The following is a 25,253-nucleotide window of genomic DNA, read 5'->3' on the forward strand; positions in this document are numbered from 1 at the left end:
GAGGCCCTTTGCACCCCGATGACTCCCCACAGTGGACCCCACCGCCCAAGAAAACCGCCCAGCGCACTGAAGTACGACGCGTCATGGGCCTCTTCCGCCCCTACCGCGGCCGCCTCGCCCTCGTCGGGCTCCTCGTCGGCGCCGCCTCCCTCGTCTCGGTCGCCTCGCCCTTCCTGCTGCGCGCGATCCTCGACACCGCGATCCCGCAGGGCCGCACCGGACTGCTGAGCCTGCTGGCCCTCGGCATGATCGCCACCGCCGTCCTCAACAGCGTCTTCGGCGTCCTCCAGACGCTCATATCCACCACCGTCGGCCAGCGCGTCATGCACGATCTGCGCACCGCCGTCTACGAGCGGCTGCAGCGCATGTCGCTCGCCTTCTTCACCCGGACCCGCACCGGCGAGGTGCAGTCCCGGATCGCCAACGACATCGGCGGCATGCAGGCCACCGTCACCTCCACGGCGACGTCGCTGGTCTCCAACCTCACCAGCGTCGTCGCCACAGTCGTCGCCATGCTCGCCCTGGACTGGCGGCTCACCGTTGTGTCCCTCCTCCTGCTCCCCGCCTTCGTGTGGATCGGCCGCCGCGTCGGCACGGAACGCAAGAAGATCACCACCCAGCGGCAGCGGCAGATGGCCGCGATGTCCGCCATCGTCACCGAGTCCCTGTCGGTCAGTGGCATCCTGCTCGGCCGCACCATGGGGCGCGCCGAGTCGCTCACCCGCTCCTTCGCGGAGGAGTCCGACCGCCTGGTCGACCTCGAAGTGCGCTCCAACATGGCCGGACGGTGGCGCCTCTCCACCATCGGCATCGTCATGGCCGCCATGCCCGCCCTCATCTACTGGGCCGCCGGCATCGTCGTCCACGGCGCGGGCACCCTTGTGTCCATCGGCACCCTGGTCGCCTTCGTCTCGCTGCAGCAGGGCCTGTTCCGGCCCACGGTGAGCCTGCTGTCCACCGGCGTGCAGGTGCAGACCTCGCTCGCGCTCTTCCAGCGCATCTTCGAGTACCTCGACCTGCCGGTCGACATCACCGAGCGGCCCGACCCGGTCCGGCTCGAACGGGCCCGCGGCGACGTGCGGTTCGAGGGCGTGGGCTTCTCCTACGACCCTGCCGCGCCCGAGCGCACCCTGGAAGCCATCGACCTGGAGGTGCCGGCGGGCACGAGCCTCGCGGTCGTCGGCGCCACCGGCTCCGGCAAGAGCACGCTGAGCTATCTCGTGCCCCGCCTGTACGACGTCACCGAGGGCCGCGTGACCCTCGACGGCACCGATGTGCGCGACCTCGCCTTCGACACCCTCGCCGCGTCCGTGGGCGTGGTCTCGCAGGAGACCTACCTCTTCCACGCCTCCGTCGCGGAGAACCTGCGCTTCGCCAAGCCGGACGCCACCGACGAGGAGATCACCGGCGCCGCGCGCGCGGCCCAGATCCACGACCACATCGCCGGATTGCCCGACGGGTACGACACCGTCGTCGGCGAACGCGGCTACCGTTTCTCCGGCGGCGAGAAACAGCGCCTGGCCATAGCCCGCACCATTCTGCGCGATCCACCGGTCCTCATCCTCGACGAGGCCACCAGCGCACTGGACACCCGCACCGAGCACGCCGTCCAGGAGGCCATCGACGCCCTCTCAGCGGGCCGGACGACCATCACCATCGCGCACCGGCTGTCCACGGTCCGCGACGCCGACCAGATCGTCGTGCTCGACCAGGGGCGGATCACCGAACGCGGCACGCACGACCAACTGCTCGCCCTCGACGGCCGGTACGCGGCCCTGGTGCGCCGTGACGCGCAACTCGCCCCTACGGCATGATGCGTGCCCATGGGACCACTCGACGGCGCCGACCTGCCGGGATACCGGCAGGTCGCCGAGCACGCCTGGACCGATGACCACGGCGACGTGATCAGCCTGCACTTCTTCGACCTGCCGCCGGACATACCCGCGCCCCTGGAGGAGCCTGCCCCGCTGCGGAAGGCGCTCGCCCACGTCACGGCCGACGCCGGCGGCGGGCTCATCGAGGCCGACGTCGTCCGGGTCGCCGGCCTTCCGACGCTGCGCCAGGTGCTCAAGGTGCCGCTGCCGGACCGGCCGCGCGGCCAGGCCTTCCTGGGCAGCTACACCCTGCCGCGTGCGGCATGCAGCGCGGTGGCCAAGGTGCAGGCATTCGAGGACGGCCCCACCGGGATGCGCGAGGCCCAGGTGCTCGCCGAACTCGGGCCCGAGCACTACTTCCTGGAGCATCCCTACGCGCCAGGCCTGCGCGGTGGTCTGCCCTTCCACCGGGCCGATGCCCCGGAGTACGACGAGCGCTTCCCCGGTCACCCGCTCACCCGGGTGCGGACGGCACTCGCGCACCTCGCCCGGACCCTGAGCGCCGCCCCCGACTTCGCGCGGCTCCCGCCCTTCACCGGCCCGGCCGGCCGCCGGACTCGCCTTCTGGGACGGTGAGCAAGCGCACACGCGGGCACGGGTGATCCGCCGCGCGGCCCCGGGCGCCGCCGCTAACGTGAGCCGCGGCGCCGACATCCGCAGGAGGTCCCCGATGGCAGAGCCAGGCCGTACCGGTCGTGCTGGTCGTGCTGATTCTTCCGGTCGTTCCGACCGTTCCGCCAGGCTGCTGGCCCGGCTGCTCGCCACCTCGGGTACCGCGCACTTCGTGGTGCCCGGACCCTTCGACGCGATCGTCCCTAAGATCCTGCCCGGCAACGCCCGCACCTGGACGTACGCCAGCGGCGCCGTGGAGCTCGCGCTGGCCGCCGGCATCGCGTTGCCGCGCACCCGTCGTGCCGGGGCGCTGCTGGCGGCGGGCTTCTTCGCCGGGGTGTTCCCGGCGAACGTGAAGATGGCCCGCGACTGGCGCGACCGCGCCGCGCCGCTGCGCAAGGCCGCCTGCGCGCGGCTGCCGCTGCAGGTGCCGCTCGTGCTGTGGGCGCTGAAGGTGAGCCGCGACGCCGACGGCTGAGGGCCGCCCCGGGGCGTTGTCAGTGCCCCGTCCTACGCTCGGAGTGTGACCTCGCCGAGGAGCCTGTCCGTCGCTGTCGTCGCCGATCCACTGGGGACCGGCGGGCGGCTCCAGGCGCTGCGTGAGGACGGCACCCCGACCGGCCCGCAGGAGAAGGTCGCCGATCTCGCCGCGGCCGTCGCCGGCCGCGAGAGGCGCCAGGCGCCCCGCTGGGTCTGGGCCGCCACGGACGAGATCTACCCCCCACTGCTGGAACGGCTGCCGGTGCGTCCGGCACGGTGCCACGACCTCAAGCTCGTCGAGGCCCTGCTGCTCGGCTCGGAGGAACGCTTCGGCCTGCCCCGTTCCCTGGGCGCGGCCTGGGCCCGCCTGCGCGGGCTGCCCGTGCCCGCGGACGCTCCCGAGGGCGGGCCAGACGACCAGCCGGTGCTCTTCGCCGCCGACCGCCACCACCTCCCGCCGGGCACCGACCCACTGGAGGCCGTGGTCGCCGTCCACGCCGAACAGCAACGCCGCATCGCCCTCTCGGAACACCCCGACCGCATGCGCCTGCTGTGCGCCGCCGAGTCCGCCGGGGCACTCGCCGCGGCGGAGATGACCCACGACGGCGTCCCCTGGAGCGCCGCCGCCCACGACGAGGTGCTGATCGGGCTGCTGGGCCCGCGCCCGGCCGGGGGAGTCCGGCCGAAGGTGCTCAGTGAACTGGCCACCGCCCTCCAGGAGGCCCTGGGCCGTCCGGTCAACCCGGACTCGCCCGCCCAATTGCTGCCCGCCTTCGAGCGCGTCGGCGTGCACATCACCTCGACCCGCTCCCACGTCCTGCGTGAAGTGGAGCACCCCGCCGCCGCCCTTCTGCTGCGCTACAAGGAGCTCTCCCGCATCCACAGCGCCCACGGCTGGGCCTGGCGTGAACACTGGGCGCCCGCAGGGCGGTTCCGCCCTGAGTACGTCGTCGGCGGTGTCGTCTCCGGGCGCTGGGCCACCCGCGGCGGCGGCGCGCTGCAGATCCCCCGGCAGCTGCGGGCCGCCGTGGTCGCCGACCCCGGGCACCGCCTGGTCGTGGCCGACGCCGGGCAGCTGGAGCCGCGGGTACTGGCCGCCCTGTCCGGTGATCCCGGGCTGGCGGCCGCCGCGGCCGAGGGCGACCTCTACGCGGCCCTGGCCCGCACGGCCTTCGGCGGCGACCGCGCACGGGCCAAACTCGGCCTGCTGGGCGCCATGTACGGGCAGACCACCGGCGAGGTGGGACCCCTGCTGGAGGTCCTGCGGCGCCGCTTCCCGGACGCCATGCGGCTGGTGGAGTCCGCCGCACGCACCGGGGAGGCCGGCGGTGTCGTCCGCTCCCACCTCGGCCGTACGTCCCCGCTGCCCGCCGCCGACCGTCAGGACCTCAGCGACTCCCAGGCGCGCGCCTGGGGCCGCTTCACCCGCAACTTCGTCATCCAGGCCACCGCCGCGGAATGGGCGCTGGCCGTGCTGGCGTCGCTGCGCCGGCGCCTGGCCGCGCTCGACGGCCCCCGGCTGGTGTTCTTCCTGCACGACGAGGTCATCGTGCACACCCCCGAGGAACTCGCCGCGGAGGCCGGGAACGCCGTCGCGGAGGCGGCGGACGAGGCCCGCCGCCTGCTGTTCGGGCCGACGCCGGTGTCCTTCCCACTGGAGACCCATGTCGTGCGCTCCTACGCGGAGGCGAAGTGAGCAGCCGCGCGGGACCGCACGACGGTCACGGCGTGACGAGCACGACCTCCAGGGTGCGCGGGCCGTGCACGCCCTCCACCCGGTCCAGCTCGATGTCGCTCGTCGCCGAGGGCCCGGAGATCCAGGTCAGCGGACGGGCCGGATCCAGCCGCTCCAGGGCCTGCGGCACCGAGTCGACGACCTGCTCCGGCACGCGCACGACCACCACGTGGTGGTCCGGCACCAGCGTGATCCTGCGCCGCCCCTGGTCCGGTCCGGCGTCCAGAACGATGGTGCCCGTCTCGGCGATCGCCACGGCGCAGCCGGTGACGACGCTGTCGACGGCGTCGAGCTCGTAGGACGTCAATGCCGCGGTGTCCGCGACCCGTTCGACGTCCTTCGCCTCGGCGAGCCAGTCCTCGGGCAGCCCGGCCGGCACCACGACGCTGCGCGCCCCGCGGGCGGCCAGCAGGGCCGCGAGGCGCAGCGGGAGCTCCTCGCCGGTCGTGCGGTGCACGATGGCGCGGTAGTCGGCGAGGTTCTCGGCGAGCAGATCCGCGCTCTGCCCGGGGTCCCGTTCGCCGTGCACGCGCAAGTAGCCGTGTTCGGCCGGGCCGCCGCCCGGCGCCTCCTCGCGCGGGACGTCGGCCAGCGCGCGGCGGACGCGGCCCAGGATCTGTTCGCGGGTGCTCACTTGGTGCCCTCCGAGCCCTCGGTGCCCCGGGTGCGCCGCCACCAGTCGCGGAAGGGCTCCGCCGGGAGAGCCGGGATGTCACGTGTGTCCGTCCAGGCGCGGCCGGGACCGGGCAGCCTGCGCGGGTGCAGCCCGCGTGTGCGCGAGGCCAGCCGCTGACCTGCGCGCAGCGCCCCGGGGTGGTCCAGCGTCCAGCGCGCGGCGCGCATCGCGGCACGCTCGGCCGCGTGCCCCTTGGCGGGCTTCAGCACGACCCGGCTGCCGCCGCGCGTCACTTCGCCGCCCTGGACGACCCGTTCGCGCAGATGGACCAGCACCTCGGGGATGTCGATGGCGACCGGGCACACCTCGTAGCAGGCACCACAGAGGGACGAGGCGTAGGGGAGCGAGGCGTCCAGCGCGGTGTCCGTGCCGCGCAGCTGCGGGGTGAGGATGGCCCCGATCGGCCCGGGGTAGGCCGAGCCATAGGCGTGGCCGCCGGCCCGCTCGTACACCGGGCACACGTTGAGGCAGGCCGAGCAGCGGATGCAGCGCAGCGCCTGGCGGCCGACCTCGTCGGCCAGGGTGTCGGTGCGCCCGTTGTCCACCAGCACCAGGTGGAAGGTGCGGGGACCGTCCTCGTCCGTCGTGCCCGTCCAGGTGCTGGTGTACGGGTTCATGCGCTCGGCCGTGGAGGAGCGCGGCAGCAGCTGGAGGAAGACCTCCAGGTCCTGCCAGGCCGGCAGCACCTTCTCGATGCCGACCACCGAGATCAGCGTCTCGGGCAGCGTCAGGCACATTCGGCCATTGCCCTCGGACTCCACCACGACCAGCGTCCCGGTCTCGGCGATCATGAAGTTGGCGCCCGAGATGCCCACCTTGGCGCGCAGGAACTTCTCCCGGAGGTGCAGCCGCGCCGCCTCGGCCAGTTCGGCCGGGGTGTCGGTCAGGCCCTCGGGCGCGGGGCGGCCCCAGTTCGCCATCGCGCCGTTGAAGATGTCGCGGATCTCCGTGCGGTTGCGGTGGATCGCCGGCACCAGGATGTGGCTGGGCCGGTCGTCGCCGAGCTGCACGATGAGTTCGGCAAGGTCCGTCTCGTAGGCGGCGATCCCGGCCTCGGCGAGGGCCTCGTTGAGCCCGATCTCCTGCGTGGCCATGGACTTGACCTTCACGACCTCGGTCTCGCCGGTGGCCTTGACCAGCTCCGTCACGATCCGGTTGGCCTCGTCGGCGTCGGCCGCCCAGTGCACGACGCCCCCGGCGGCGGTGACCGTCTCCTCCAGGCGCTCCAGGTAGTGGTCGAGGTGGCGCAGGACGTCGTCCTTGATGCGCTTGCCCGCGGTGCGCAACTGCTGCCAGTCGGAGAGCTCGGCCACGGCCTTGGCGCGTTTGTCGCGGATCGTGTGCGTGGCGTGGCGCAGGTTGCCGCGCAGCGTCTCATTGCGCACGGCCTCCTCGGCGGCCACCGGGAAGGCGGGCATGCCCAGATAGGTACCGCTCATCGGATGCCTCCATAGGGGCGGTCCTCGGTGGAGGCGAGGATCTCGGCGAGGTGGACCGGACGCACCTCGGAGCCGAGTCGCGCCAATGTGCCGCCGATGTGCATCAGGCAGGAATTGTCGACGGTGCACACGGCCGAGGCGCCGGTGCCGGTGATGTGCCGGGCCTTGTCGGCGCCCATGGCGGCGGAGACGGCGGCGTTCTTCACCGCAAAGGTGCCGCCGAAGCCGCAGCACTCCTCCGCGCCGGGCAGTTCGGCCAGTTCCAGGCCCTTGACGTGCTGCAGCAGCTCCAGTGGGCGGCGGCCCAGGCCGAGCATGCGCAGGCCGTGACAGGTCGGATGATAGGTGACCTTGTGCGGGAAGTAGGCCCCTACATCGGTCACTTTGAGCACATCGGTGAGGAATTCGGTGAGTTCGTAGGTGCGTGGCACGACGGACTCGGCGATCGCGGCCAGATCGCCGCCGCGTCCCTCGGCGCGGGCCCGGTCGCCGATCCGCGGGTAGTTGTCCCGCACCATGGCCGCGCAGGAGCCGGAGGGGGTGACGATGTGGTCGTACCCCTCGAAGGCGCGTGCGTAGCGCCTCATCAGCGGCTCGGTCTCATGCCGGTAGCCGGTGTTGAACTGCGGCTGGCCGCAGCAGGTCTGGGCGGCGGGGAAGTCCACGGTCACCCCCAGCCGCTCCAGCAGCGTGACGACCGCCTTGCCCGTCTCCGGGTACAACGTGTCGTTCACGCAGGTCACGAAGAGCGCTACGCGCATCTGGCCTCCTCCCGGTACGTGCGGCCGCCCGCAGGCTCCTCATACTGCCGCAGCCTTCGATCGCTGTGAAGCAGAGATCGGATGTCTGCGCAGGACAGCACAGCGTATTGACGAGCCATCTCGGGGTGTCCTAACGTCCCTGACATCTCATTGAAACCTTTCATATCAGATTCGGGAAGGCCGGGACCGAGCGTGGAGCGCGTCTGTTTTCTCTTGAGGGTCCGGGCGGACCGGCTGGCGGAGTACAAGGAGCGGCACGCCTCCGTGTGGCCCGAGATGCGCGAGGCGCTGTCCGCCACCGGCTGGCACAACTACTCCCTCTTCCTCCGGGAGGACGGGCTGCTCGTGGGCTACCTGGAGACGGAGGACTTCGCGGCCGCGCAGGAGGCCATGGCGCGGACAGACGTCAACGCCCGCTGGCAGGCGGAGATGGGGGAGTTCTTCGAGGCGCTGGAGGGCGACCGCCCCGACGAGGCGATGCGGCCCCTGACGGAGATCTTCCACCTGGCGTGAGGCGGCGGCACGGCTCCGGTCGCACAGTGGGCCGCAAACCCCCCGTGAACAGCGTCCGAACGTGGCCGGGAAGGCGGCGCGTCACCCGCGCGACAGGTGTACGACCACGGTGGGCGCCGATGTCGTCACCTATGCGTAGCATGAACCCGCGACCCGCGGCGGGTCTCGGAAGGCGGTAGGGCGGAACCCGTGACACGCATGGTGGGGATCAAGGATGTCGCTCGGCAGGCGGGCGTCTCGGTCGGCACGGTGTCGAACGTCATCAACCGGCCCGACATGGTCTCCGAGGACACGCGGGCGCGGGTGCTGTCGGTCATCGAGCAACTCGGCTACGTCCGCAGTGAGTCCGCCCGCCAACTGCGGGCCGGGCACAGCCGCATCATCGCCCTGCTCGTGCTCGACATGGCCAACCCCTTCTTCGTGGACGTCGCCTCGGGCGCGGAGCGCGCCGCGCGGGAGACCGGGCTCGGGGTGATGCTCTGCAACAGCGCGGAGAGCCCGGCGGAGGAGGCCGAGTACCTGGGGCTGTTCGCGGAACAGCGGGTCCGCGGGGTGCTCGTGACGCCCGCGGACACCAGCGGCCGGAACATCGAGTCGTTCCGGCGGCACGGCATCCCCTTCGTCTTCGTGGACCGCGTGGTGCCGAGCGCGGAGGCGTGCTCGGTGTCCGTCGACGACATCGAGGGCGGCCGGCTGGCCGTCGACCACCTCATCGAGCGCGGCCACCAGCGCATCGTCTACGTGAGCGGCCCGATGCACCTGGCCCAGTGCCAGGACCGGCGCACGGGCGCCCTGGCGGCGCTCACAGCGGCGGGGCTGCCGGCGGACGCGCTCGCGCACATCGAGGCCGACCGGCTCGACGTCGCCTCCGGGCGGGACGCGGGCGCGCGGCTGCTGGGCATGGCGAAGCGGCCCACGGCGGTCTTCTGCGCCAACGACCTGCTGGCGCTCGGCGTCCTCCAGTCGCTGTACGCGGCGGGGATCGCCGTGCCCGAGGAGATCGCGCTCGTCGGGTACGACGACATCGAGTTCGCCGCGGCGGCCGCGGTGCCGCTGACCTCCGTGCGGCAGCCCGCGTACCGGATGGGCCGGGCCGCCGCCGATCTGCTGATAGAGGAGACCGGCGACCTCGCGGAGGAGCACGAGCACCGGCGCATCGTCTTCCAGCCGGAGCTGGTCGTACGGGGTTCCACGCTGGGCAAGGGGCGCGCCGGGCGCTGACCCGGCACGGGTCAGCCCGCGACGGCCACCTCGGCCGCTGCGCCGGCGCGCAGATACGCCCGGATCTCCCGGACGGCGCTGCGGCCCGCGCGGTTGGCGCCGATGGTGCTGGCGGAGGGGCCGTAGCCGATGAGGTGGACGCGGGGGTCGAGCGCCGCCTGGGTGAGCCCCTGGAGGCGGATGCCGCCGCCCGGCTCGCGCAGCCGCAGGGGCGCCAGGTGGTCGAGGGCGGCCCGGAAGCCCGTGGCCCACAAGATGGCGTCGGCCCGCACATGGTGTCCGTCGGCCCAGGTGACGCCGTCCGGGGTGACACGCTCGAACATGGGGTGGCGTACGAGGATGCCGCGCTCCTCGGCGCGTTGCATGGCCTCCGTCATGGGCAGCCCGGTGACGCTGACGACGCTCTGCGGCGGCAGGCCCTGCTTGACCCGTTCCTCGACGAGCGCGACGGCGGCGCGGCCGTGCTCCTCCCCGAAGGGGCCGGTGCGGTAGACCGGCGGCCGCCGGGTCACCCAGGTCGTGGCGGCCGCGCCGCCCGGCTCGTGGAGCTCCATCAGCAGTTGCACCGCGGAGGTGCCGCCGCCGACCACGACCACGTGCCGGCCGGCGAACTCCTCGCGTCCGCGGTAGCCGGCGGTGTGCAGCTGGCGCCCGCGGAAGGTCTCCTGGCCCGGGTAGTGGGGCACGAAGGGCCGGTCCCAGGTGCCGGTGGCGTTGATCAGGGCGCGGGTGGACCAGGTGCCGGCGTCGGTCTCGACCAGCAGCCGTCCGTCTCCCGCCTCGCGCACCGCCGAGACGTCGACCGGGCGGTGGACGCGCAGGTCGAAGGTGCGCTCGTAGCGGTCGAAGTACTCCGCGACGACCTCCGAGGAGGGCCGCTCGGGATCGGCGCCCTCCAGTTCCATCCCGGGCAGGGAGTGCACGCCGTGCGCCCTGCCGTAGGTGAGGGTCGGCCAGCGGAACTGCCAGGCGCCGCCCGGACCGGGGGAGTGGTCCAGGACCACGAAGTCCTCGTCCGGGCGCATGCCGGAGCGGTGCAGGAAGTACGCCCCCGAGAGCCCGGCCTGCCCCGCTCCGATGACGACTACCTCTGCGGCGGTGATGCCGGCGACGTCCATGTGGTTCACGTTTCCACCAACTACGACGGCGCCGGGAAGCTTCCCGGCGCCGTCTCGCGCCGCAGCCGCGCCACTCGCGCCGCCGCCTCCTCCAGCCGGGACAGCGGCAGGTCCCCGTCGGCCACGGCGCGTGCCGCGGCGGTGCGGATGGCGTCGTGGACGCCCGCGTCGCAGCCGGGGCCGAGCTGGAGCAGGTCGACCCCGGAGAGCCAGGCCAGTACGGCGGCGCCCGGTACGCCCCAGCCCTCGACGACCTCGGCGGTGTCCAGCGGCTCGCTGATGACGACGGCGCCGTGCCCGGTCTCGTCGCGGAGCAGTTCCGTCACGGCGGGCCCGCCGCTCAGCGCCGCGGGGACGCCGATGGTGACCGCGCCTGCCAGCTCCAGGCCGCGCCGGAGCCACTCCGGTGGGCGCCGGGTGCGTGGCACGGGCAGCAGGCAGGCGTCGACGAGGGCGGCGACGCGGTGCGGTGCGTACACGTGGGTTCCCTTCGGCGCACGGACGGGCAACGGGACACTATCCCGGTTCGGGGAAGTGGTCCAGACCAATAGGGTGCGGCCGCCCGCGTGGAGGGCCGTACCCGGCCACCGCCGCGGTCACCGTTCCCGCGCTCGCCGCGGGTACTCCCGTCAGGGAATTCGCGGCCCGGCTTCTCCAGCGGCCCGCATGTGGCGAGTTCGGCGGAGTACCCGACGGCTCGCATCCGGCGGCCGGCACCCGGCGCCCGGCTACGGATTCGGCCTGATCCCGAGCCTGTCGTGCGCAAAGGCGCTGTGTGAAACGGCACGCACAATGGACGCGGAAAACGCGGGAAACGCGGTGAACCGGGAAAACAGGCGTCGAGGCGTCAGCGGTCGCACGGACAGACCGCGGAGGCCACCCGCAGCAGGTCGATGTGACCGCGCGTGGTGAGCAGAACCGGACGCATCATGGCGACGACCGTAGCGACGGCGCCCGGAGAGCGTCAACGGTGCCCCGATCCCCGGGACGCGCGTTCGTGCCGCCCCTGCGCCACCATGGACGCATGGCCGACGCTTTCACCACCCGCCTTGTGGACGTGACCACCGGCGGCACCGAGACCGTCCACGATCTGACCGCCGCCTGCGCCCACTTCCTCCGGGACGTGGCGCGCGGCCGTGACGGCCTGCTCAACGTCTTCGTCCCGCATGCGACCGCCGGTGTCGCCGTCATCGAGACCGGCTCCGGCAGCGACGACGACCTGCTCGCGGTGCTCCACGACCTCCTCCCGGCCGACGACCGCTGGCGGCACCGCCACGGCAGTCCCGGCCACGGCCGTGACCATGTGCTGCCCGCCCTCGTCCCGCCGCACGCGACCCTTCCGGTGGTCGGCGGTTCGCTGGAGCTCGGCACCTGGCAGTCCGTGGTCCTGGTGGACACGAACAGGGACAACCCCCGCCGCCAGGTGCGGTTGAGCTTCCTGGGATGAGGCTCAACGCCAGCTGAAGTAACGCCCGTTGGGCCCCATCACCGTCGAAGGCGCGCGTCGGGTGGGCCGACCTCGCCGCGGGGTGGCCGCACCGGCTGATGACCGGAAGGGTGGCCAGGGACGGCTTCGACGGCTGCCGCGAACCGATCCCGCCGGACATCCGTAGCTCTCTGTGGGGTGGAGCCGACTCCCTTGCCACCGACCCGGGGGCAGAAGCGTGCCGGCACAGCCGCCCCCGTGGTGGACACCCACTCGGACGGCAGGGCGGCCGGCCGGCCGGCAGGAGTACGTCCTGCCCAGGGCACGCGGTCACGGAAGGAGCAGTTCATGTCCCGCTGGGGGACTCTCTTCACGCGCTTGTCATCGGGCCGGGGCGAGCAGCCCGGCAGCACATCGGAGGATCCCGACAGACCCGTCCTCGTCGACGAGTACGACGGGCTGACGCTGCTGCGCCCCACGGAGCACGCCGTTCCCGGCCCCGGCGATGTGGCCGAACTCGCCCGGTCGCTCGGCGCGGAGGCGGGCCGGACCGTCGCCACCGTCGTCGTCGGAGTGGACGGCCCGGTGCCGCCCGCGCTGTGGACACGGCTGGGGGATGTATTCGACACGCTCCGGGAGAACGGGACGACGACCGTCCGCCTGGTGGTGTCGGGGGCGGGCAGCGGTGCTCCGGACAGGCCCGCGCTGGCCCAGCGGATCGCCGACGCCTGGGGGTTCGGCGTGATCGCCCCCGAGGGCGGCGCACTGCTCGTCCCCGGTGGATCACTCTTCGTCCCCGGCCCCCCTGAGCCGTCCGGCGGCTGGCAGTTGTTCCAGCCCGGTACGGAGCCGACGCCGCTGGGGGCGCGTCATCCTGCGCCGGGATGGCAGAGCGCCCTCGCGGCGCTGCCCGCACGTACCGCGGGGGGATTCGCCGTCCGGCCCATACCGGCCGGCGTGCTGCTCCAGCCTCCCGGCACGCCCCCTCCCGTCCCCGGCGCACTGTGCTACGCGGTGCCCGTCGACGCCGGTCGTCCGATGGTGCTGGTCGGCGTCCCGGGCCCCGGCGGCGGTGCCCGGATCCCCGCCGACGACCTGGCCGCGTTGCTCGCCGCGCTGCCGCCGGCGGCGCGTTCGCAGGTCCGCGTGGCGCCCGGCGCCGAGGGTGACCTGCTGCCCGCCGTCCAGCAGTCCGCCGACGCGCTGGACATCGAGGTGGAACTGCTGACCGGCCCGCCCCTGGCGGCAGCCCCGGTCGCGGCGCCGTCCGGCGAGGCCGCCGCCCCGGAGCCGGTACTCGTCGACGGCACGGGCCGCCCGACCTGGCGGCCCTACGCCGAAGCCGTGGTCTGCCGTCCCGCCGCGTCCGGCGACGAGGAGGCGGAGGAGGCGACTGCCGGTCCCCGGCTGCTGCGTTGGCGCTCCCCGGTGCCCGACGCCGGCGACCAGGACGCGGGCGTGGTCCGCCTCTCGGAGCGGTGGCAGGTCGCCGTGACACGGGCGGGGCTCGCTCTGGGACTCGCCGGACAGCACACGCCGCTCGCCGAGCGTCCGGTGCGGGCGGATCAACTCGCCATCGAGATCGGCCCGTCGGACCAGCCGCTCGACGAGTCCTGCTATGCCGCCCTCTCCCACGTGCTCGACTACCTCGACCCCGAGGCGCGCGAGTGCGCCGTACTGCACGCACCGGGGCGCTCGGCCGGGGAGAGCCATATGCTGCGGAGGCTGGCCGTGCAGCACGAGATCCGGATGCTGTGGCCGCCGACCGCCGGTGCCGACCCGGAGGCGCTGCCCGAGGTGGTGTCGGAGCTGCCGGCCGCCGTGCCCGGCGGGGAAGCCCCCGCGCGGGACGAGTTCTCCGCCTACCGTGAGCGGATCAGCCGCATCGTGGGGGCAGCCGGTGCGGGCCAGTACGACGACGCCACGGTCCTCGCCACGTCCCTTGAACGCCAGGCGTTCGTCGACCACGGCCCCGAGCACCCCGCGACGCTGCAGATCCGTCAGATCAGGGCGCACGTGATGCGTCTGGCCGGGCGCAGCGCCCTCGCGGCCGATCTCTACCGGCGCGTGGCGTTCAGCCTGTTGGTGACCGGGGGCATGGACAACCTCGACGCCGAGCAGGCGGCCGCCAACGCGGACGTCTGCTGGCGGGACGTCGGCGACATCGCGCTCGCGCTGCGCATCGCGCCGTCGATCATCGCACTGCGGGAGAAGGTGCCGGGCCCGAACGGGAGTTGGCTGCGGGCCGCCGAACGCTACCGGGACCAGCTCGACGCCGCGCACGCGATTCCGGCCGTGTCGGACACGCAGTCCGTGGTGCCGATCCCGGTGGCGTCCCCGGTGACGAACCCGGCTGCCCCCGGGCCCCGGATCCTCGCGGCCGCCACCGCCCCGGCGCGGGAGCCGCGGCCTGCCGCGCCGCGGGAGCTCGTCCCCGCGGCGCGGCCCAGGCCGTCGAAGATCACCGGCGTCCTCACCCCGGAACCGTCGGTCGTCGGCCCGGCCGTCGCGGCCGCGGCCCCCACATCGCGCTCGGCTGTGGCGGGGCGTCACTGATGAGGGACGCCGTGGAGCGCCGGTTCGGGGACATGGCCCGGCCATCGGCCGGTGGGCTTGAATGAACGTGTCCTCGACCGGTGCGGGCGCACACGAGTCCCGCCGGGCCCCCGGTACGCCGGCCGGGTCCTGGAACGGCGCCACGTCGCGGCCGCTGCGCCGTGACGGGCGCATCTGCCGTCTCCTCCGCCCCGAGGGCCGCCGGCGTCCGCGCCGCATGCGCCGCATGCGCCGCGTCGCCTCGGGTGCCGGCGGGCGGAGCGACGCCGGGGCTCCTGCCGCACCTTGACATCGACCCGAAAGCGAGCGGGGATGGCACAGCCGAGTACCAGCAGGGCCGACGCGGATGACGGGGCGCTGCGGATCGAGGAGTACGACTGCCTGGTGCTGCTCCGCTCCGCCGCGGATCACACGCTGGCGGGGGACATCGGCGACCTCGTCTCCGTTCTGCGGTCGGCGCGCGACCGGACGGTCACGCTGGTCTCCAATCCACGGGCGGGGGCCGAGCCGGACTTCTGGCCGCGCCTGAGCGGACTGCTCGATTCCCTCCGCGCGTCCGGCCGCACCGCGGTGCGGCTGGTCATGGACGGCGCGGGCGAGGACCGTCCGGACCGGCCGGCACTGGCCCGGCACATAGCCGACGCCTGGGGCGTCACGGTGGAGGCCCCCGTTGCGGCCGTCCTGGTGGTGGCCGGAGGCTCGCTGTACGCCCCCGTCGGCCCCGACCGGCGCGGTGGATGGCGGGGCTTCGCCCCGGGCGCGCCGCCGGTGGCGCTCGGCGCGCGTTTCCCCAGGCCCGTATGGGCGACCGCGCTCGACGCGGTACCCGGGCGCACGCCCGGCGGGTACGTGGTCGAGCACATCCCCGCGGGCCTGTTCCTGCGGCCCGCGGGGGCGGCCGGGACCGCGCCGGGGGATCTGTACCACGCCGTTCCGGTGGACCCCCAACGGCTCACCGTCGTGGTGGGCGGCGTACCGGGCAGCGAGGCGCTGGCGGCCGACGTCGCCGGCCTGCTGTCCGCGCTCCCGGGTCAGGTGCGCGACAGCGTGCGGCTGGTGCCCGGCGGTCCCCAGGATCTGCTGCCGCTCGGCCGGCAGGTGGCCGGCCGGCTCGGCGGCGCGGTGGAGGTGGCCACGGGACTGCCGTTGCTCACCGGCGGCCCGTCCGGGGGCGCCCGGGACACCCGTTCCGTGGTGATCGGGGCGCACGGCGCCCCGGGCTGGCTGCCGTTCGTGGACGCCGCCCTGTGTCACCCGGTCCTGACCACCTCCCGCGGCACCGAGGAACCCGCCCCCACGCTCCTGGGCTGCGCGTCGCCGCTGCCCGGCTCGGCCCCCACCTGGGACGGCGCGGTCCGGCTCTCCGACCGCTGGCAGGTGACGGTGACGCGGGCGGGTCTGTGGGTCGGCGTGTACGGTGCGGTCCGCCCCGGGCCGGGGCTCGCGGTGGCCCCGGAAGGACCGGTCATCGAGGCCGGAGTCCCGGGGGAGCCGGTCGACGAGTCGGTGTGGCCCGTGCTGGACCGCCTCCTCGGCTCGCTGCCGCGCCAGTTGTGCGCGAACGCGGCCCTCCTGGTCCACGGGCCCTCCCCGGACGGCGTTCGCGTGCTCCACGACCTGGAGGCCCGCCACGGCTTGCGCGTGTTCCCCCCGACCACCTCCGGACGCGGTGCGCTGCCCGAGGGCCCTCCGGCCGGTGCTCCTGCTCCGCGGGATGTGCCCGCCGGGCTCGCCGGGCCCGTCGCGCCCCTGCCGAAGGCTCCGCCACTGGCGCCGGTTCGGGGTACGGCTGTCCCCGGGACCGCGCCGGCCGGGCCCGTACTGCGTGGTGAGACTGTGCCGTCGGTCGTGCCCGCTGTGGCGGCGTCGCAGGTGGCTCCGCCCGGGCGGGAGGTCGTCCCGTACGCGCATTCCGCGGGCACTGTGCCCGCGCCCGGCGTGTCGCCCGGGCCGCGCACCACGGCAGACCCCGCCGCCGCGCCCGATCTTGCCGCCGTGTGGGAGCACCTCGTGCAGGGGCGGGAGGAGATCGCGGCGCCCCGGGAGCCGCTGGTCCCCGACCCGCCGGCCGGGCCGGATCTCGACGTGGCCTGGGAGCACTTGAGCAGCCGGCGCCCCGCGCCTGCGGCCGGTCCCCAGGAGGGGCAGACGCCCTCCCCCGCCGCGACCCGCCCGGACGGTCCGGAGCCTGCGAGGCAGGCGTCCGTCCGCTCCCCGCTCCGCTCCGGCCACCGCAGCAGCGCGGCGGAGCGCGCCGCGCTGCGGCTGCTCGCGGGCCCGGAGTGGGAGCGTCACGCGCCTGCCGTCGCCCGTGCGCTCACCCGCCTGCCCGCGTCCGCCGACGAGGAACGGGAGGCCGCCGAGGCGGACCTGACCGCGCTCAGGCTCCATCTCGACGGCGCCGGCGGCCTTCTCGACCACCGTGCGCTGGCCGGGGCCTGCTACGGCCGCGATGACCGGCTCCTCCCGTTCGCCGCCTGCCTGGTGTCGGCGCTGCGCCGGCTGCCGACGCACCGGGGGGCGGTCCTGCGCGGCGCGGGCTCGGCGCTGCCGCGCGAGGAGGACCCGGAGACCGACCCGCTGCGGCCCGGCACGGTACTCAGGGACGGCGCCCCGCTGAGCGGCGTTCCCGTCGTCGGCGGATCGGCGGGGTGGCCGCGCGGTCCCCGCTACGCCATCTGGTCGGTGACCGGGCGCCTGGCCCGGCGGCTCTTCGACGACCCCGGCCAATTGGGTGAGGACGAAGTGCTGTTCGCCCCCGGCACGCCCTTCATGATCCTCGACGTCCGGCGAAGCGGCCCGTCCCCGGTCGTCCTGCTGCGCGAGCTGCCCGCCTCGGGCGGCACACCGGCGTCCACCGCTGGCAAGGACGCGCAGGCCGAATGGGGCGACGCCGACCGGGCCGCGCTCGCCGAGCTGGACGAGGTGCTCAGGGGCCGCACCGCCCCGCCCGGCACCGGCGGTTGGCCGGAGCGCTGCGCCGGCCCTGTGGGGGACGGCCCCTGACCTCGTGACGGTCACCCGGGTGTCCCCGTTTCGTGGGACCCCGGTCCGGCCGCAGCGTGAGGCGCCTTTCATGCCTGACGGTGCGTCATGTCGATGAGCCCTGACCTGTCCCAGTCCTGGCGCTTCACAGCGCGAGCCCCGCGATCGGGGCCCCTTTGTCGCGCCGTGGGCTACGGGCACAGCCGCGAAGAAGGACACCGGAAGAGGGATCTGTGCGCCCCCGCCGGCCGCTGCGACGCTTGCTGAGCCGGTATCACGCCGCCCGGAAAGGAGCAGTACGGTGACCGATTTCAAGGTGACACCGGAGCAGGTGTCGCAGGCCGCGACGTCGTGCGACAGCACGGCTGCCGAGATCCAGGGCCAGTTGGCCGATCTCAAGACCTACGTGGTCAACATGGAGGGCTGGTGGCAGGGCATCGCCCAGAACACCTTCCAGGCCCTGATGCAGGAGTACGACATCTACTCGCGCATGCTCAACGACGCGCTGACCGACATCGCCAGCGGCCTGCGCGGCAACTACGTCAACTACACCGACACCGAGCAGCAGAACATCACCTCGATCAACAACATCGAGAGCACGCTGTCGGGCGCGAAGCTCGACTGACCCCCCGGTGACACCACCGGTCCCCGGCACGGCCACCAGCAGATCAAGGAGCGATCATGGCAGGAAATGTCGACGGCGCGAACCTCATGGTCAAGGAGGAACTCGCCGGCGCGGGCACGCACATCAACAACGTCTCCCAGACCATCGCGGACGAGTTGCACGCCCTTATCACCAAGCTCCAGCCGGTCCTGGCGGGAGGGGACTGGAACGGCGCCGCACAGCAGTACTTCGAGGGACTGGAAGCGGAGTGGAACTACGCCGCGAACGGTCTCTTCGGCCCGGGCGGCGTGCTCGGCGAGATCGCCAACGCCATGCACGTCAACTGGAACAACTACTCCGAGGCGGAGTGGGCCAACGCCCGCACCTGGCAGCACTCCTGACCACCGTCGCCTCCCGAGGCGGAACACCCTGAGGAATCGTCACCGTGGATGAGCACTGCCGTATCACCGTCATCGGAGAACGCCGGAAGGTGGATCTCGCGGTCCCCGCCGGCGCTCCGATCGTGAGCTATGCCGACACCCTGGCGCGTCTGTGCGACCAGGACGAGTCCGACATCATGCCGGCGGCCTGGACCCTGGGCGCGGCGACCGGGAGTGCCTTCGCCCCGGAATGGTCCCTCTCGGAGCTGGGTATCACCGACGGGCAGGTCCTCTACCTGCGCGATGTCGTCGCCGACGAGCTGGAAGACCCGGTGGTGCACGATGTCGCCGAGCGGGTCGCCGAGGTCTCCAAAGGCGTCTTCGACCGCAGATGGGACGGCCGCTCCCGGACGTACACCCTGACGGCGCTCGCCCTGGGCTGGCTCGTCACCACCCTGCTCGTACTCGCCGCACGGCACCAGGGCGGCACGGGCGCCCTCGTCGACCTCTCGCTGGCCGCCGGGTTCGCCCTGCCCGTTCTCGCGTGGGTCGCGACGGAGCGCCACTGGTCCGTCCCGCCCGCGCTGCGGATGACGATGGCCCTGTGCGCGGTGCCCTCGCTGGCCCTGTGCGCCTGGTCCGTCGTCCCCGGCTTCGGCGCCGAAAGGCTCGGCCTGGAAGGCGTCATGACCGAGACCGGGCTCGCGGTGGCCGCCCTCGCCGCGGGCGCGCTGCTCGGCGCCTTCCTGGCCGCCGTGGCCGCGCCGGCGGTGACCACCTCGGCGACACTGTTCACGGCCGCGACCGCTGCGGTGCTCTGCGTGGGTCTCGCGTCGCTGCGGGCAAGCGCCACTCAGACGGCCTCCGTCGTCGCGGTGGTCGCGTTCGGACTGCTGACCATCGTGCCGATGACCGTCAGCGGCACCGTGTCCTACACCTGGCGACGGGTCAGCATGCGCGTGCAGGAGGAGCCGCGCGACGACGAGGTGGCACACGCAGTGCGGGCCGCCACCGTCCTGCTGGCGACATGGAGCGGAATCCTGTCCCTGGCGCTCGCCGGGGGGCTGGTGACGATGGCCGCGTCCACGTCCCTGTACGCCAACGTCGCGGCCGGGCTGCTGGGCCTCGCGGTCCTGCTGCGCGCCGGGGCGGCCCGGCTGGTCGTCGAGGTGGTGCCTCTGGTGCTGGCCGGCGTGGCGGGTCTCTTCACGCTGCTGATCACCGGTCCAGGGCACTTCGGCTGGGGGAGCTGGGTGGCACCCACATGCAGCTCCCTGATCGCGGCCACGCTCCTGGTCTACGGATTCCGGCGCATGATGCGCCGCCCGGGGCTGCCGGAGATGGCGCGGCCCCGGTGGCTGACCGGATTCGGCTCGGTGCTCGCCGGAAGCAGTGTCGCCCTGGCGGTCGCCACCTTCGGCGCGTTCGGCGCGATCGTCGGCCTGGGCCGCCATATCTGACGGCGCGGGGCAGCCCGCCAGCCGGCGGTGTCCCGGGACGGGACGTGAAGGGGCGGGAAGGGGGCAGCGCGATGTCAGGCGGCGGGCGAATAGCCGGAGGCGAGCGCGGCGTTGCCCCGGAACTCCTCGTCCTGGAGCAGCCCGAGCTCGATGGCCTTCCGGGTGAGGTCGGCCTTGTTGCGGACGTTGAGCTTGTTCCTGATCCGCTTGACATACGTGCTGACCGTGGCCTCCGTCAGGCCCATCCGCCGGGCGATCTGACCATGCGTCAACCCCGTGGCCAACAGGCGCAGCGCCTCCCGCTCCCGGTGCGCGAGCGCCGGCGCGGGGGTGGACGCGGGCTGCCGCAGCTCGCTGTGCAGCCGGGTCGCGAGACCGGGCGCGATGTGGAGGCCGCCCAGCGCGACCGTCTCGACTGCACGCAGCAACTCCTCCTCGTCCGCCTGCTTGCTGACGCAGCCGAAGGCTCCCGCGCGCAGCGCCTCGGTCACCGGCTGCCAGCCCGCGAAGTCCGCGACCACCAGCACCCGGCCGCTCAGGGCCAGCGCGTCCACGGTCTTGGCGAAGGACGGGCCGGTCACCGGCGGAGCGCCGTAGACGATGACATCGAGGCGCTGTGCGGCCGGGCTCGGCAGTTCCGAGGGATCCGCGGCCAGCGCGACCACGGTCAGCAGGGTGCTGCCGGAGAGCAGGGTCTCCAGACCCAGGCGCACCAGGCTGTGCTGCTCGACGACGGCGATCCGGGAGGTCTGGGTGGACATGATGCTCCTACCATTCTCAGGTCCGGTGAGTTCCTGTACGAGAAAAGTAGTCGCCGTTTCACGTCCTTTCGCCGCCCCGGCCCGGGTGAAAGAAATCACGTGAACCGGCCCGTGACGCCTTACGTAACTCAAGTCAGGGGCGCTACGGCCCGAGTTGCCCGCAGGCGCATCGCAAAGCGGGTTCGCGTCCTGTCCCTATTCCCGGGATTTCCAGGACACACAACGATAATGAGGGGTGCTTTCTCGCATGATTGACGAGGACTGGCGCGGGTTCTCCTCCGCGTTCGCCGAATCCGTACGGCCGGAGGACCCACGAGGCCGGACCGGCAAGCGCATGCTCGTGGTGAGCGTCTCCGCGGTCCTGGCCGTCGCCCTCGGGGCGCTGGTGTACGGGGCACTGGGCGGACCCGCCTTCGCGCTGCCGAGTGAGGTCGGGCCGATCGCCCCGAGTCCGGACGCGACGCCGTACCAGGCCGGCGGGCAGAGCGCCGGACAGGTCTGGAAGGCCATCGCGGGTCCCGACTGCGCCGCGAGCAGCGACGGTTCGACCAGCTTCGCCGTGTACGGCTACTCCACCGGCGCCGACGCGGACGGCACCGCCGGCTGGTCCGAGGCGGACAGCGGCGGTTACACGGGCGAGGCGTGCACCGGCGGATACATCTCCATGCCGGTCTCCGGCAAGGCCGACGCCTATGACGCCACCCGCTACGCGCTGTGGAAGTACGACTTCAGCTCCAAATTCACAGTCGCGTCCTGCCGGGTCTCCAGCTACGTGCCCGCCGACTCCTCACGCGCGCACGTGGGCGGCTCGCCCGCCTACTTCTACTACTACGACGACGACTACGCGTTCGGTACCGCCCCGGAGAAGCAGCAGAAGGCGCTGGGCGGCTTCCTGGTCGACCAGGTCGGCAGGTCCAAGCAGGGCCACTGGTTCAACTCCCCTTCGTTCACCGTGCGGACCGGCCGGGTCTCGGTCAAGCTCGTCGACGCCGGGACCGAGAGCGCAGACACGGCCGAGGGCGTCCACGTCGCCGCCGCGCAGCTGCGCCTCACCTGCACCTCGACATGACGGCCGGCCTGCGCGTCGCCCCGCGCGGCTGGGGCACGTTCAAGACCATCGTCGCGGCCGTCCGCGAGGCCCAGGCGGGGGCCGTGATCTCGGTCCAGCCCGGCACCTACACCGAGAGCGTCGTCCTGGACCGCGACATCACCCTCGCCGCCGAGAAGGGCCGCGGCACGGTGCGGATCGTCGCCGGCGCCCACGGCCCGGCACTCACCGTGCAGAGCCCCGGCGGAAGGGTGCGCGGGCTGGTGATCGAAGGACGGGGCAAGGAACCGGCCGTGCTGGTCACCGCGGGTGCGGTGGAGGTCTCCGGCTGCGAGATCACCGGCGGCTCCGCCCAGGTCACCGGCACCGCCGCACCCGTCTTCCGGGACTGCGAGCTCCACCACACCGGTGATGTCGGCCTCTACCTCGGCGGGGACAGCCGGGCCGTGGTCGAGAACACCGGGATCAGCGACGTGGACGCCGTGGGCGTCCTGGTGGACCACGGGGCCGCCCCCACGCTGACCCGGGTCTCGGTGACCCGTACCGGCGGTCACGGCATCCGCATCACCGGCTCCGCGCGTGCCGCCCTCGAACTGTGCGCCGTGACCCACACCGGCGCGGCGGCCGTCGCCGTGGACGACAGCGCCCGTCCCGTACTGCGCACCTGCCGGATCGGGGACAGCGAGGCGGGCGGCGTCGTGATCACCGGGGACGCCGGGGCCGACGCCGCCCCCGACGACGACGCCTCGGGTGAAGCGCCTTCCTCCGGAGGCGAGTTCGGGGTCGCCCTGCGCGACTGCGAGATCGCCCGCACCGGCCGGGACGGGGTGCACGTGACCGGCCGGGCCGTCGCCTCGCTGATCGACTGCCGGGTCAGCGACGTACGCGCCGCCGGTGTCGTCGCCACCGGCTCCGGCCGGTTGCGCCTGCACGACACCACCACCACCGACACGGCCGGCTCCGGGCTCGCGGCCGGCGGCGAGGCACAAGTGGACGTGCGCGGTGGAGCCTTCACCCGCTCCGGCGCCAACGGCGTCTACGCCTCCGGCACCGCGCACCTCACCCTCGTCGACTGCGCCGTCACCGCCTCCGCCTACACCGGTGTCCACGCCGGAGACGGCAGCCGGGTGACGGTCCGCGACAGCCGGGTCCAGGGCACCCCGGAGCACGGGCTGCGCAGTGTGGACCAGGCCATGCTGACCCTCGCCGACACCAAGATCGACGACACCGAGCTGTGCGGCATCGAGGTGGACGGCGGCGATCTGTCCGCCCGCGGCTGCCGGATCACCAAGGCCGCCACCGGCATCGGCCTGCGCACCGAGCACCGCCCACTCGTCGACGACTGCTCCATCAGCTCCTGCTCCGGCGTCGGCATCGACATCGGCGCCGGCACCGCCGCGCTCATCGTCGACACCCGCGTCACCGGCACCGGCGCGGCCGGGGTCTTCGTCCGGGAGGGCGCAGGCGCCTGGCTCACCGACTGCTCCATCACCGACACCAAGGGCACCGGCCTCGTTGTCCAGGCGAAAGCCGCACCCCGGGTACGCGGCACCACCGTCACCGGTACCGCGAAGAACGGCCTCTACATCGCGGACAACGCCGCGGGCCGCTTCCAGGACTGCGACATCAGCGCCACCGGATTCCCCGCCGTCTACGTCGGCAGCGCGGCGACCCCCCTGCTGCGCGGCTGCCGTATCCACGACACCGACGAGGACCTCAAACTCGCCGACGGAGCCTCACCGACCATCGAGGGCTGCCGCGTCGACGACGTCAAGATCAGCAGCATCCCGGAGGAGGGACTCGGCGCCGAGCCCCTTCCGGAGGCGGCCGGCGGCAGCGCGCTCGCGGTGGCGCCGGGCCCGCGGAGCGCCACCGCGGCGCCGGCCGCGAAGAGCACGGGAACCCGGCAGACCCGTGCCGAGAGCCTGTCCGAGGTGCTCGCCGAACTCGACGGCCTGATCGGCCTGGAGAGCGTCAAACAGGACGTCAGCACCATGGTCAAGGTCATGCAGCTGGTCCGGCAGCGCACGGAGGCCGGGCTGGCCGCCCCGCCGCTCAGCCGCCACCTGGTCTTCGCCGGGAACCCCGGCACAGGAAAGACCACGGTGGCGCGCCTGTACGGACGCATCCTGGCCGCCCTGGGCCTGCTCTCCCGGGGACACCTGGTCGAGGCCGATCGCGGCTCCCTGGTCGGCGAGTACGTCGGGCACACCGCGCCCAAGACCACCGCCGTCTTCAAACGCGCGCTCGGCGGCGTCCTTTTCATCGACGAGGCGTACGCCCTCACACCTGCCGGCCAGGGCAACGACTACGGCCGCGAGGCCATCGCCACCCTGGTCAAACTCATGGAGGACCACCGCGACAACGTCGTCGTCATCGTGGCGGGCTATCCCGACGAGATGGAGCGCTTCGTCGACATCAACCCGGGCCTGGCCTCGCGCTTCACCCGCACCCTGATGTTCGCCGACTACGGCGGCGAGGAGCTGGGCCGCATCGTCGAGTTCCACGCCGCCAAGCACGAGTACGAGTTGCCGCAGGACACCCGCGAGGCCCTGCTGCGCTACTTCGGCGCGCTCGTACGCGACGACCGCTTCGGCAACGGGCGCACGGCCCGGCAGATCTTCCAGCGGATGACGGAGCGGCACGCGCAGCGGGTCGTCGAGCTGGTGGATCCGACCACGGACGACCTGGTGACGCTGCTGCCGGGCGATCTGCCGCCGCTGATCACGGGGTGAGCGGCTGCCGGGGTGCTGGGCATGCGGGACGGCGCCCGTCCGGAAACCGGACGGGCGCCGTCGTTGTCTTCGCGCGCTACACCGCCGAGGGTGATTGCGGGTCCGGCTCCATGACCATCGCCTGGGCCCTGGGGCCCACGTCCGGCATGGACGACTTCGAATCGGCCTGGGCGTAGGTCTGGCCGGCGTTGTTCAGCAACGCTGTGAAGGTGCCCATCAACTCGATGCCGCCCGCGCCGTCCTGCATGACCTTCGTCAGCTGCGGGTTGATCGCCTCAGCGAACTGGACGCCGCTCTCGGCGAGTTCGTCCTCGACCCAGTGCAGGCCGGCCCGGCCCCAGTTCTCCCAGTGACCGTTGTCCTGCCCGAACAGGGTGGGATCGTCGATGGCGCCCTGCACCTTGGCCCGCAGCGTCTCGTACGCGCTCGTCACATTCGCCACGACGCCGAGAAACGTCTGCTCCGTCGTCCTCAGCGCGCCGAGGTCGATCGAGAAGGCGTTGCTGTCCGGAAGGGTGGGCATGGCGGTGCTGCCCGAACCGCCTCCGGGCTCGGTGGGCACCAGGTCGGGGGCAGTGGTGTAGGCCATGCTCAGCGTCGGCATGGTCACCATCTCGTCCGGCGGTTCCTCGTCGTCCGAGTCGTCGGTCGGGTCGGAGGTCGGCGTGACGCCGTAGATCTCCGAGTAGGTTTCGGCCGCGTCTTCCTGGTCCTCGTGATCGCTCGCGTCCGGGTCGACGTTCGGTACCCAGGGGTCACTCTGGTATTCCGATGCGTGCGGGCTCACATCGCTGTCGCCCATGGGACACCCCGCTTTCTTCGGTCATCGGCCTTCTGATTGACCTATCCATGGTGCCGGGACGACGAGC

General features: G+C 73.2%; 22 protein-coding genes. 14 read left to right on the forward strand and 8 right to left on the reverse strand.

The genetic code is table 11. The features are described from left to right. Nucleotides 1-8: 8 nt before the first annotated feature. The 4 genes from ACFYXS_RS17220 to ACFYXS_RS17235 all read left to right on the forward strand — a co-directional run bounded on the left by ACFYXS_RS17220 (nucleotide 9) and on the right by ACFYXS_RS17235 (nucleotide 4,662). A complete protein-coding gene (locus ACFYXS_RS17220) occupies nucleotides 9-1,814 on the forward strand; it encodes an ABC transporter ATP-binding protein (protein ID WP_389248888.1) in 1,806 nt (601 codons plus the stop codon). 9 nt (nucleotides 1,815-1,823) lie between these two features. After that, nucleotides 1,824-2,450, forward strand: a complete 627-nt coding sequence (locus ACFYXS_RS17225) for a hypothetical protein (RefSeq protein ID WP_389248770.1) — start codon at nucleotides 1,824-1,826, stop codon at nucleotides 2,448-2,450. Between the two features lie 94 nt (nucleotides 2,451-2,544). Beyond that, the gene (locus ACFYXS_RS17230; RefSeq protein ID WP_389248771.1) at nucleotides 2,545-2,964 is read left to right on the forward strand and encodes a hypothetical protein; all 420 of its coding nucleotides are present in this window, start codon (nucleotides 2,545-2,547) and stop codon (nucleotides 2,962-2,964) included. A gap of 45 nt (nucleotides 2,965-3,009) precedes the next feature. After that, nucleotides 3,010-4,662 (forward strand): bifunctional 3'-5' exonuclease/DNA polymerase, encoded by a 1,653-nt coding sequence (locus ACFYXS_RS17235; RefSeq protein ID WP_389248773.1) that lies wholly within the window; start codon nucleotides 3,010-3,012, stop codon nucleotides 4,660-4,662. Nucleotides 4,663-4,687: 25 nt separating this feature from the next. Here ACFYXS_RS17235 and ACFYXS_RS17240 read toward each other — a convergent pair whose 3' ends face one another. The 3 genes from ACFYXS_RS17240 to ACFYXS_RS17250 are packed head-to-tail and all read right to left on the reverse strand — an operon-like array spanning nucleotide 4,688 to nucleotide 7,577. Next, entirely contained in the window at nucleotides 4,688-5,335 is a 648-nt protein-coding gene (locus ACFYXS_RS17240; protein WP_389248775.1) for a lactate utilization protein C, read from the reverse strand. After that, nucleotides 5,332-6,816 carry a LutB/LldF family L-lactate oxidation iron-sulfur protein gene (locus tag ACFYXS_RS17245; RefSeq protein ID WP_389248777.1) on the reverse strand — a complete coding sequence of 495 codons (1,485 nt, stop codon included), beginning with the start codon at nucleotides 6,814-6,816 and terminating at the stop codon, nucleotides 5,332-5,334. The genes ACFYXS_RS17240 and ACFYXS_RS17245 overlap by 4 nt, the downstream gene beginning before the upstream one ends. After that, a complete protein-coding gene (locus ACFYXS_RS17250) occupies nucleotides 6,813-7,577 on the reverse strand; it encodes a (Fe-S)-binding protein (protein ID WP_389248779.1) in 765 nt (254 codons plus the stop codon). Before ACFYXS_RS17250 ends, ACFYXS_RS17245 begins: the two co-directional genes overlap by 4 nt. A 192-nt stretch (nucleotides 7,578-7,769) precedes the next feature. Between ACFYXS_RS17250 and ACFYXS_RS17255 the strand changes: the two genes are divergently transcribed. Both ACFYXS_RS17255 and ACFYXS_RS17260 read left to right on the forward strand, forming a co-directional pair. Beyond that, the gene (locus ACFYXS_RS17255; RefSeq protein ID WP_389248781.1) at nucleotides 7,770-8,090 is read left to right on the forward strand and encodes an L-rhamnose mutarotase; all 321 of its coding nucleotides are present in this window, start codon (nucleotides 7,770-7,772) and stop codon (nucleotides 8,088-8,090) included. A gap of 198 nt (nucleotides 8,091-8,288) precedes the next feature. Further along, nucleotides 8,289-9,311, forward strand: coding sequence for a LacI family DNA-binding transcriptional regulator (locus ACFYXS_RS17260; protein ID WP_389248890.1), 1,023 nt, complete (start codon nucleotides 8,289-8,291; stop codon nucleotides 9,309-9,311). 11 nt (nucleotides 9,312-9,322) lie between these two features. Here ACFYXS_RS17260 and ACFYXS_RS17265 read toward each other — a convergent pair whose 3' ends face one another. The 3 genes from ACFYXS_RS17265 to ACFYXS_RS17275 all read right to left on the reverse strand — a co-directional run bounded on the left by ACFYXS_RS17265 (nucleotide 9,323) and on the right by ACFYXS_RS17275 (nucleotide 11,360). After that, nucleotides 9,323-10,429: an NAD(P)-binding domain-containing protein gene (locus tag ACFYXS_RS17265; RefSeq protein WP_389248892.1), complete on the reverse strand. Its 1,107-nt coding sequence runs from the start codon at nucleotides 10,427-10,429 to the stop codon at nucleotides 9,323-9,325. Between the two features lie 20 nt (nucleotides 10,430-10,449). Further along, nucleotides 10,450-10,908 carry a hypothetical protein gene (locus ACFYXS_RS17270; protein WP_389248783.1) on the reverse strand — a complete coding sequence of 153 codons (459 nt, stop codon included), beginning with the start codon at nucleotides 10,906-10,908 and terminating at the stop codon, nucleotides 10,450-10,452. Nucleotides 10,909-11,276: 368 nt separating this feature from the next. Continuing rightward, complete coding sequence (locus ACFYXS_RS17275) at nucleotides 11,277-11,360, reverse strand: putative leader peptide (RefSeq protein ID WP_389248894.1); 84 nt, start codon at nucleotides 11,358-11,360, stop codon at nucleotides 11,277-11,279. Between the two features lie 93 nt (nucleotides 11,361-11,453). Here ACFYXS_RS17275 and ACFYXS_RS17280 point away from each other — a divergent pair, with 93 nt between their 5' ends. The 6 genes from ACFYXS_RS17280 to ACFYXS_RS17305 all read left to right on the forward strand — a co-directional run bounded on the left by ACFYXS_RS17280 (nucleotide 11,454) and on the right by ACFYXS_RS17305 (nucleotide 19,840). After that, on the forward strand, nucleotides 11,454-11,876 hold the full coding sequence (locus ACFYXS_RS17280) for a YjbQ family protein (protein ID WP_384283354.1): 423 nt from the start codon (nucleotides 11,454-11,456) through the stop codon (nucleotides 11,874-11,876). 327 nt (nucleotides 11,877-12,203) lie between these two features. Then, the gene (locus ACFYXS_RS17285) at nucleotides 12,204-14,411 is read left to right on the forward strand and encodes a hypothetical protein (RefSeq protein WP_389248785.1); all 2,208 of its coding nucleotides are present in this window, start codon (nucleotides 12,204-12,206) and stop codon (nucleotides 14,409-14,411) included. A gap of 312 nt (nucleotides 14,412-14,723) precedes the next feature. Further along, nucleotides 14,724-17,417, forward strand: coding sequence for a hypothetical protein (locus ACFYXS_RS17290; RefSeq protein ID WP_389248787.1), 2,694 nt, complete (start codon nucleotides 14,724-14,726; stop codon nucleotides 17,415-17,417). A gap of 280 nt (nucleotides 17,418-17,697) precedes the next feature. Further along, nucleotides 17,698-18,021 carry a WXG100 family type VII secretion target gene (locus ACFYXS_RS17295; RefSeq protein ID WP_389248789.1) on the forward strand — a complete coding sequence of 108 codons (324 nt, stop codon included), beginning with the start codon at nucleotides 17,698-17,700 and terminating at the stop codon, nucleotides 18,019-18,021. A 56-nt stretch (nucleotides 18,022-18,077) separates the two neighbouring features. Beyond that, the gene (locus tag ACFYXS_RS17300; RefSeq protein WP_389248791.1) at nucleotides 18,078-18,401 is read left to right on the forward strand and encodes a WXG100 family type VII secretion target; all 324 of its coding nucleotides are present in this window, start codon (nucleotides 18,078-18,080) and stop codon (nucleotides 18,399-18,401) included. A 44-nt stretch (nucleotides 18,402-18,445) separates the two neighbouring features. Beyond that, a complete protein-coding gene (locus ACFYXS_RS17305; RefSeq protein WP_389248793.1) occupies nucleotides 18,446-19,840 on the forward strand; it encodes an EsaB/YukD family protein in 1,395 nt (464 codons plus the stop codon). Nucleotides 19,841-19,914: 74 nt separating this feature from the next. Here the strand turns inward: ACFYXS_RS17305 and ACFYXS_RS17310 are convergent, their stop codons facing one another. Further along, on the reverse strand, nucleotides 19,915-20,601 hold the full coding sequence (locus ACFYXS_RS17310; RefSeq protein WP_389248795.1) for a LuxR C-terminal-related transcriptional regulator: 687 nt from the start codon (nucleotides 20,599-20,601) through the stop codon (nucleotides 19,915-19,917). 247 nt (nucleotides 20,602-20,848) lie between these two features. On the opposite strand from ACFYXS_RS17310, the gene ACFYXS_RS17315 reads away from it, so the two are divergent. Then, entirely contained in the window at nucleotides 20,849-21,670 is an 822-nt protein-coding gene (locus ACFYXS_RS17315; protein ID WP_389248797.1) for a hypothetical protein, read from the forward strand. Continuing rightward, the gene (locus ACFYXS_RS17320; RefSeq protein WP_389248799.1) at nucleotides 21,667-24,384 is read left to right on the forward strand and encodes a right-handed parallel beta-helix repeat-containing protein; all 2,718 of its coding nucleotides are present in this window, start codon (nucleotides 21,667-21,669) and stop codon (nucleotides 24,382-24,384) included. Before ACFYXS_RS17315 ends, ACFYXS_RS17320 begins: the two co-directional genes overlap by 4 nt. 76 nt (nucleotides 24,385-24,460) lie before the next feature. Here the strand turns inward: ACFYXS_RS17320 and ACFYXS_RS17325 are convergent, their stop codons facing one another. Next, a complete protein-coding gene (locus ACFYXS_RS17325) occupies nucleotides 24,461-25,186 on the reverse strand; it encodes a hypothetical protein (RefSeq protein ID WP_389248801.1) in 726 nt (241 codons plus the stop codon). Between the last annotated feature and the right edge of the window lie 67 nt (nucleotides 25,187-25,253).

This window comes from Streptomyces sp. NPDC002574 (assembly GCF_042889545.1).
Taxonomy (GTDB): domain Bacteria; phylum Actinomycetota; class Actinomycetes; order Streptomycetales; family Streptomycetaceae; genus Actinacidiphila.